This is a genomic window from Streptomyces sp. NEAU-W12, from assembly GCF_026242095.1.
Taxonomy (GTDB): Bacteria; Actinomycetota; Actinomycetes; order Streptomycetales; family Streptomycetaceae; genus Streptomyces.
On the sequence record NZ_JAPJDM010000087.1, the window covers coordinates 1 to 1,682 of the forward strand.

The following is a 1,682-nucleotide window of genomic DNA, read 5'->3' on the forward strand; positions in this document are numbered from 1 at the left end:
CACCTCACCACCACGCACCGCCACCTCGGCCTCGGCCTCACCCACGGCCAGAACAGCACCCAGCAACTCGGCCGACAACACCACACCCGGCTCGACATCCAGCAAACCGAACCGCCCCGGATGCTCCAGCCGGGCGGAACGCACCAGTCCACTGACCGGGGCGTCCGTCAGTTCCCCCGTGCCGTCGGACGCGCCGACGACGAAGATCAGACGGGACGTGGCGAACCTCTCGTCCGCCAGCCAGTCCCGCACGAGGTCCAGGGCCCGAGCGGCCGCCTGGTGCGCCGACTCGACGACGTCCGGCAGGGAGTTCGTCACGGCGACCAGCACTGTGCCGGGTACGTCGTTCGCCGCCAGTGTCTCGAGGTCGTCGGCAATGACCAGACCGTCCGTGTCGGCGGCGATCGCAGCGAGGATCTCGTCGCCGAGCAGTGCGACCGGTTCAGAGGAAAGGGTGCCGGTTGCGGCACGGGCGGGCACCCAGTCCACGTGGTAGAGGGGCTTCGCGCTGTTCCCGGGCCCGCCGTCGGTGGCCGAGGCGGACCGTACGACGAGGGACTCCACCGAGGCGACGGGAGCGCCGACCGGGTCGACCAGCTCGACGGCCAGGGAGTCGTCACCGGTCCTGGTCAGCCGGACGCGCAGCGCCGAGGCGCCGGAGGCGTGCAGGCGCACGCCCTCCCAGGAGAAAGGCACACCGCCGAGCGGGGTGTCGTCACCGTCTTCGCCGGCGAAGGCGAAGGCGGCGTGCAGGGCGGCGTCGAAGAGCGCGGGATGGAGCCCATAGGTGCCGCCGTCGACGTCGTCGTCGAGCGCCACCTCGGCGAAGACCTCGTCGCCCCGGCGCCAGGCGGAGCTCAGGCCCCTGAAGACCGGTCCGTAACGGAGGCCGGCTTCGGCCAGTACGTCGTAGCAGTCGGTGACGTCGACCGGTCGGGCGTCCTCCGGGGGCCACACGGACGCGTCGAAGCCGGAGCGCACGACGGTCGTCCCGTCGGCCAGTGTGCCCGAGGCGTGCAGGGTCCAGGACCCGCGGTCGTCGTCCGCGTCGTGTCGCGAGTGGACGGCGACGCTGCGGCGCCCCGTCTCGTCCGGCTCGCCGACGGTGACCTGGATGCGGGTGCCTCCGTGGTCGGGCAGCACCAGTGGCGCGGAGAGGGTCAGTTCCTCGACCGTGTCGCAGCCGACCTCGTCGGCCGCGCGGATCGCCAGCTCCAGCAGTGCCGTGCCCGGCACCAGCACCGAGCCCTGCACCACATGGTCGGCCAGCCACGGCTGCGACTGGAGCGACAGCCTGCCGGTGAGCACCACCCCGTCGGCGCCCGCCAGTTCGACGGCCGCCCCCAGCAGCGGGTGCCCCGGGGTGCCGAGGCCCGCGAGGCGGACGTCACCGGTGCCGGTGACGGATCCGGTGGGCCAGAAGTACTCGTGCTGGAAGGCGTACGTGGGCAGGTCCACGGGGCGGCCGCCGGTGCCGTCCAGCACGGCGGCCCAGTCGGCGTGGCCGCCGCGGACGTACAGCTCGGCCAACGCCCGCAGGGCAGTGGTGATTTCCTCGCGGTCCTTGCGCAGCAACGGTACGAGGAGGGCGTCGTCGCCGGCGCTCTCGCGGGCCATGCCGCTGAGCACACCGTCCGGACCCAGCTCGACGAACCGGGTGACACCCTCACCGGCCAGCGCAC

The 1,682-nt window shown here is 72.9% G+C and carries 1 protein-coding gene; it reads right to left on the bottom strand.

The genetic code is table 11. The features are described from left to right. Nucleotides 1-1,682: polyketide synthase dehydratase domain-containing protein (locus ORI94_RS35175; RefSeq protein ID WP_266083177.1), on the bottom strand; the 1,682-nt coding region annotated here is incomplete at both ends.